At 57.1% G+C, this 6,347-nt stretch carries 6 protein-coding genes; all 6 read left to right on the forward strand.

Going from position 1 to position 6,347, the window contains the following annotated elements; all coding sequences use genetic code 11:
- Window positions 1-113 precede the first annotated feature (113 nt).
- On the forward strand, window positions 114-485 hold the full coding sequence (locus tag Q0J85_RS00855; protein ID WP_294477359.1) for a VOC family protein: 372 nt from the start codon (window positions 114-116) through the stop codon (window positions 483-485).
- A 62-nt stretch (window positions 486-547) separates the two neighbouring features.
- Window positions 548-1,798 (forward strand): mechanosensitive ion channel family protein, encoded by a 1,251-nt coding sequence (locus Q0J85_RS00860; protein ID WP_294477360.1) that lies wholly within the window; start codon window positions 548-550, stop codon window positions 1,796-1,798.
- 85 nt (window positions 1,799-1,883) lie between these two features.
- Window positions 1,884-3,926, forward strand: coding sequence for an excinuclease ABC subunit UvrB (gene uvrB, locus Q0J85_RS00865; protein ID WP_294477362.1), 2,043 nt, complete (start codon window positions 1,884-1,886; stop codon window positions 3,924-3,926).
- 135 nt (window positions 3,927-4,061) lie between these two features.
- A complete protein-coding gene (gene efp / locus Q0J85_RS00870) occupies window positions 4,062-4,628 on the forward strand; it encodes an elongation factor P (RefSeq protein ID WP_294477364.1) in 567 nt (188 codons plus the stop codon).
- Between the two features lie 247 nt (window positions 4,629-4,875).
- Window positions 4,876-5,940 carry a GntR family transcriptional regulator gene (locus Q0J85_RS00875; RefSeq protein ID WP_294477366.1) on the forward strand — a complete coding sequence of 355 codons (1,065 nt, stop codon included), beginning with the start codon at window positions 4,876-4,878 and terminating at the stop codon, window positions 5,938-5,940.
- A 22-nt stretch (window positions 5,941-5,962) separates the two neighbouring features.
- The coding region (locus Q0J85_RS00880; RefSeq protein WP_294477368.1) for a hypothetical protein at window positions 5,963-6,347 on the forward strand (385 nt) is incomplete at its 3' end.

Here is a 6,347-nt window from a genome sequence, read left to right on the forward strand (position 1 = left end):
TGCCGCTGGACAGGGGGAAATGGGGAGCGGGGGCGGTTTCGGGCATGGATTCCGTTGATTTTTCCGCTCCGTTCATCTATATTATTTACAGGAAACAACGAGGGGTATGAAACATGAAATTCCGAATGGTCCACAACAACTTCAACGTGCTCGACCTTGCCAGGAGCCTGAAATTCTACCGTGACGCTTTTGATATGAACGAAGTGCGGCGGATTGAGGCGAAGGACGGGAGCTTTATCATCGTCTATCTGGAGGATGGGAACAGTTCACATCAGCTGGAGCTGACCTGGCTCCGAGACCGCAAGGAGCCGTACAATCTCGGCGACAACGAATTTCATCTGGCATTCAAGGTCGATGATTACGAAGCCGCCCATGCCCGCCATGAGAAAATGGGCTGCATCTGCTACGAAAATCCCGAAATGGGGATCTACTTTTGCGAAGATCCCGACGGCTACTGGCTCGAGGTCATCCCGGAAAAGCGGTGATGCGGAAAAGCTGCCGCTCAACCGGCCGCAAATGAAAAAAATACCATCAAAATGGAATGAACATGACGGAATTGTGGGAACAACTGCAGAATTTTCAAAGCGCTCACCCGGGGATTTACAGCGCAATCGTCGCCGTCGGCCTGATCCTGGCCGCACTCCTGGCAAACTGGATCACCAAACGGCTGCTGCTGCGCGGCCTCGTCCGGATTCTTCACGCTCTCCCTGCCAGAGATGAGGGGGAGAAACTTGCCCGTCTGGCCATTGTTTCCCGGCTCGCAAACATTGTCCCCGCACTCGTGCTGGCTTACGGCTCCTCCGCTATTCCAGAGGTACACGCAACCATCGAAATTGTGATCCGGAATGTCTGCATCGCCTTTATTGTTCTCTCAATCGCCCTGGGACTGGTCAAGGTATTCGATCTTGCCGGAATCCTCTACAATCGACGCCCCGATGCACAGAACAAGCCGATCAAGGGATATCTGCAACTGGCAAAATTAGTCGTATTCTGTGTCGCGGCAATTCTGATCATCGCCACTCTCATCAATCGAAATCCGCTGATTCTGCTCTCCGGACTCGGGGCGATGGCAGCCGTGCTCATGCTGATCTTTCAGGACACGATCCTCTCGTTCGTCGCCAGCCTCCAGATCGGCTCGAACGACATGGTCCGGATCGGCGACTGGATCGAAATGCCCAGCCAGAACGCCGACGGCGATGTGATCGAAATCGCCCTCCATACCGTCAAGGTACGCAACTGGGATAAAACAATCACCACGCTGCCGGTGCGCAAACTCATCACCGACTCGTTCAAGAACTGGCGCGGCATGCAGGAAGCCGGCGGACGGCGCATCAAGCGGTCGCTCTTCATCGACCAGCACAGCGTCCGTTTCCTCGACGATGCCGAAATCGCCCGCCTCGAGGAGTTCGTCGTCCTGAACGGCTACCTCGAACGCAAGTGTCGCGAACTGGCCGAGTGGAACCGGAAACTCGAAGAGGCCGGCGCCCGTCCGATCAACGAACGGCGCGTCACAAACCTCGGAACATTCCGCGCCTACGTCGAGGAGTATCTGCGGAACAACGCCCATATCCGCCAGGATATGACGCTGCTCGTGCGTCAGCTGCAACCCGGCGCGACCGGGATTCCGCTCGAAATTTACTGTTTCACGAACGACACGCGCTGGGCGGTTTACGAGGGAATCCAATCCGACATCTTCGATCATCTGCTCGCGATTCTGCCGGTGTTCGGGCTGCGAGTTTTCCAGCAATGCAGCGATCTCTCCGGCATGGGGCCGCAGGGAAGCGGACTTCCCGGATGAAAAAGAGAGAATCAGGATGGGAAAGTCTGAGCCGTCATTTTTCCGTCACTTTTCCGGCACTTTCAATTAGTAGAGTTGTAATATTATGAGTTTGTTTCAGTTACATTCCCCGTACAAACCGGCGGGAGACCAGCCGCAGGCGATCGAACAGATGGTGGCGAATCTGCGAAACCATCAGCGTTACCAGACGCTGCTCGGCGTGACCGGCTCCGGAAAAACGTTCACGCTCGCAAACGCGATCGCCCGGCTCGACCGCCCCGTTCTCGTGCTTTCACACAACAAGACGCTCGCTGCGCAGCTTTACAGCGAATTCAAAGGGTTCTTTCCGGAAAACGCGGTCGAATATTTCATCAGCTACTACGACTACTACCTGCCGGAGTCGTACATTCCGCAGACCGACACTTACATCGCCAAAGACGCCGCGATCAACGAGAACATCGAAAAATTGCGGCTCTCCGCAACGGCAAGCCTCGTCGAACGGCGCGACGTGATCGTGGTCGCGAGCGTCTCGTGCATCTACGGATTGGGGTCGCCGGACGACTATGCCGACCTCTGCGTACGGCTCGAGCTCGGCGACACGACCGGACGCGACGAGATTCTGCGGCGACTGGTTGACATCCAGTATTCCCGCAATGACACCGCCCCGGAAAAGGGGGAGTTCCGTGTGCGCGGCGACGTGGTTGACGTCTTTGAGCCGCAGCGCGACGACTACATCCGGATCTCGTTTTTCGGCGATGAGATCGAGTCGATCGAGCGGCGCGACGTCCGGTCAAACAAAGTCAAGACCCGCCCGAAATTCGTCACGCTCTTTCCGTGCCGTCACTTCGTCCTGCCGCCGGAGCGGATTCAGGGGGCGGCAGACGCGATTCTCGCCGAGATGGCCGACCGGGTTTCGTGGTTCGAGCGGAACAATCTTCTGGTCGAAGCGCAACGGCTCTACCAGCGCGTAACCTACGACATCGAGATGATGAAAGAGATCGGCTACTGCAGCGGTATCGAAAACTACTCGATGTATCTGGCGAACCGCCGACCCGGGGCGCGGCCGTACTGCCTCTTTGACTTTTTCCCGCACGATTTCCTGACGATCATCGACGAGTCACACGTCACGATTCCGCAGCTTCAGGCGATGTACCGCGCCGACCGGAACCGCAAACAGGTGCTGGTCGATCACGGATTCCGGCTGCCGTCGGCGCTCGAAAACCGGCCGCTGCAGTTCGAGGAGTTCGAGCAGATCACGGGGGACACGATCTTCGTCTCGGCGACGCCGGGCGAATACGAACTGGCCCGCTCCGGAAAACCGGTGGAACTGGTCGTGCGTCCGACCGGGCTGCTCGACCCCGTCATCGAGGTGCGGCCGCTCGAGGGACAGATCGACGATGTGATAGCGGAAGTCAAGCGCGCCGCCGCGGCGAAAGAGCGGGTTCTCATCACGACGCTGACGAAAAAAGCCTCCGAACGGCTCGCGGACTACTTCGCCGAACTCGACATCAAGGCGGCCTATCTGCACAGCGAACTCGACGCGCTCGAGCGCGTCCGCGTACTGAACAAACTGCGCGACGGCGACTTCGACTGCGTGATCGGCATCAATCTGCTGCGCGAGGGGATCGACCTGCCGGAAGTGGCGGTTGTGGCGATTCTCGATGCGGACAAGGAGGGGTTTCTGCGTTCGGAGCGGTCGCTTGTGCAGACCGCCGGGCGGGCCGCACGCAACAAGGCGGGGCGCGCGATTCTCTACGCCGACGAGATCACGCCGAGCATGCAGAAGCTGATCGACCAGACCAACGCGCGCCGCGAACGGCAGATCGCTTACAACCGGGAGCACGGAATCGTCCCGGAGACGATCCGGAAAGGAAAGACCCTCACGATCAGCGAAATCGTCGCTCCCGCGGACGATGGCGGGAAGAAAAAGACGAAGATGCCGAAACTCGCCGGAAACATGTTCACGGATGCGACCGACATCTCCGAACTCGGACTCTCCGACACCGATCTCGACGCACTGATTGCCGAACTTACCGGAGAGATGCGCGCCGCGGCCGAGTCGCTTGAATTTGAGCGTGCGGCCGACCTGCGTGACCAGATCCGCAAACTGCGTCCGCCGGAGCCGAAAGAGAAGTCCGGCGGGAGATAACGCCGAAGATCCCCTCTTTCAAAGCGAAAACCCCGTGTCCGACAGCTTGAAAACAGCCGTAACCGGGTGTATATTATCCAGTTCACGTAAAAATTCCAACGACAGAAACCAGTTGACTCAAGGAGTAAAACGAACATGTTCAGTGCTTCCGACCTGAAGAAAGGCCTCAAAATCCAGATCGACGGGATGCCGTGGGTCATCACCGAATTCGACTTCTGCAAGCCCGGCAAGGGAACCGCGCTTTATCGCTGCCGCATGCGCAATCTCGTAAACGGCTCCGGCATGGAAAAGACCTACCGCCCGACCGACAAGATCGAGAAGCCGAATCTCGAAGAGCGCGAGATGTACTATTCCTACTTCGACGGACATCACTACATTTTCAGTGATCCGAACACCTACGAAGAGATGGCGGTTTCGGCGGAGACGCTCGGCAACCAGGTCTACTTCCTGATCGAGGAGAGCCTCTGCAACTTCCTGCTCTTCAACGGCGAGCCGATCGAGATCACGCTGCCGACCTTCATCGAGAAAGAGATCGTCGACACGGAGCCGGGCGTCCGCGGCGATACGGCCACGAATGTGACCAAGCCGGCCAAGATCGACAACGGCTACGAGATTCAGGTTCCGCTCTTCATCAATCAGGGCGACATCGTGAAGATCGACACGCGCACCGGTGCTTACGCCGAGCGTGTCAGCAAGGCATAAGATTTTCCATTCCAGTTCTAGAAAAGACTGTTGCAGGAGCTCACGGCACTGCAACAGTTTTTTTATACCCGAAATCGGCTTTCACATTGAGCAGAAAGCCGTGTCCTCTGTAAAAATTACCGGATGAAAATGGACGGGAAATGCCGGAAATATTCGTTTTTTCGTGAAAAAACACTTGACATTGCCGTGATTTTATGTCATAATAAATACGTGTTGTATATGTGTTGCATAATAAAATGTATTCATCGTGTTGCATAAAATGGGGAATCGGTACAAATATCAGGAGATCACGGAAGCACTGGCGGCGGCGGTGGAACGGGGAGAATACCGTGACCGGCTGCCGTCGGTCCGGCTGCTCGGGGAACTGTTTCAGGCGAACAGCCGGACGGTTCTGCAGGCGCTGCAGGAACTTGTCGCGCGCGGGATCGTCACACCGAACGGCAACCGGGGTTACCTGATCAATCGTGCGGGGAACCGGCGGCCCGTGACGGGAAACATCGTGGCGTTCTCCCAGAACGGCCCGACGCCGGAACGGCTTCTGCGTCCGTCGCCGCAGGTGCTCGAACCGCTCTGCATGGAGTCGGGGAAACGGCTGATTATACTCAACACCTCGGACGATTCGCTCTGCGGGATGCGGAATTTCTGGCAGACGCTCTGCGCCGACGGCGTGCTCTTCCTCAACAGCACGCTCAGTCAGGAGGCGGCATACCAGCTCAAACTCTCCGGGATTCCGTTCGTGGCGGCGAACCGGATGCCGCGCGAATGGGGAGTGAACTTCGTTGATTTCGATCACGAGAGCGCGCTTCAAATGCTTTTTTCACGGCTGATCCGGCAGGGGAAACGCCGCATTGCGATGCTGAACACCCGATTCCCGTTGAATTATTTCCGGGAAATCATCTTTTCGATTTACAGTCGGACCATGAACGATTACGCGATTTTCGATCCTGAACTGTTCGGCTATCCGGAGGGGGAAGAGGTCGATGACCTCTATCTGGTCAACACGGTTCTGCGGTGGATGGAACTGAGACTCCCTCCCGATGCGCTTTACTCCTCGGTTCCGCCGGACCGTTTCTTCGGTGCGCTGAACCGGGCCGGCATACGGCTGCCGGAAGAACTGCCGCTTTATTTTTCTTACAGTTCCGGGGTATGGGAGGACGCTCCCGAGTTTCCCGGAATTGAGTATCCATACCGTTTGCTGATGCTGAATTTGTGGGAGCTGCTCAACAAAGTCATCGCTGATCCGGAGCGGCAGCCGGAGGGGGTGCTCATTCCCGCCCGGCTCATCCGGGCCGACGGTACCGAGTGGCAATGATCGAACCAGGAAAGAAAACATCATGAAAACACGTTTCACAATGATTGAATTTCTCGTCGTAAAATCTTGTCATATCCATCATTCTTCCCCGGCTTGCGCCCGGCAGTCGAAAGCGGGATTCTTGGGAGAGAAAGCGGCTCGTAAGAGCGCGTCTCTCTCCGTACCAACCATCCATCAAACACTCCATCAGCCGATCATCGCCGCGCAACCCATTCCTGCGCCCGGCAGTACAAGAGAGGGGTTCGGGGGAGAGAAAGCGGCTCGTAAGAGCGCGTCTCTCCCCGTACCGACCATCCATCAAACACTCCATCGGCCGATCATCGCCGCGCGACAGAGTCTCCGCTCGGCAAGCGGCGAAGTGGAGCAAAAACGCGAAGAAATCTTTCCGCAGAAAAGCGGGAAGATTG

Source organism: uncultured Victivallis sp. (assembly GCA_944389935.1).
Taxonomy (GTDB): Bacteria; Verrucomicrobiota; Lentisphaeria; order Victivallales; family Victivallaceae; genus Victivallis.

Coding starts and splice junctions, on each gene's coding strand:
- efp (WP_294477364.1), top strand. CDS start 4,062: ATGTTCAGTGCTTCCGACCTGAAGAAAGGCCTCAAAATCCAGATCGAC.
- uvrB (WP_294477362.1), top strand. CDS start 1,884: ATGAGTTTGTTTCAGTTACATTCCCCGTACAAACCGGCGGGAGACCAG.
- Q0J85_RS00855 (WP_294477359.1), top strand. CDS start 114: ATGAAATTCCGAATGGTCCACAACAACTTCAACGTGCTCGACCTTGCC.
- Q0J85_RS00860 (WP_294477360.1), top strand. CDS start 548: ATGACGGAATTGTGGGAACAACTGCAGAATTTTCAAAGCGCTCACCCG.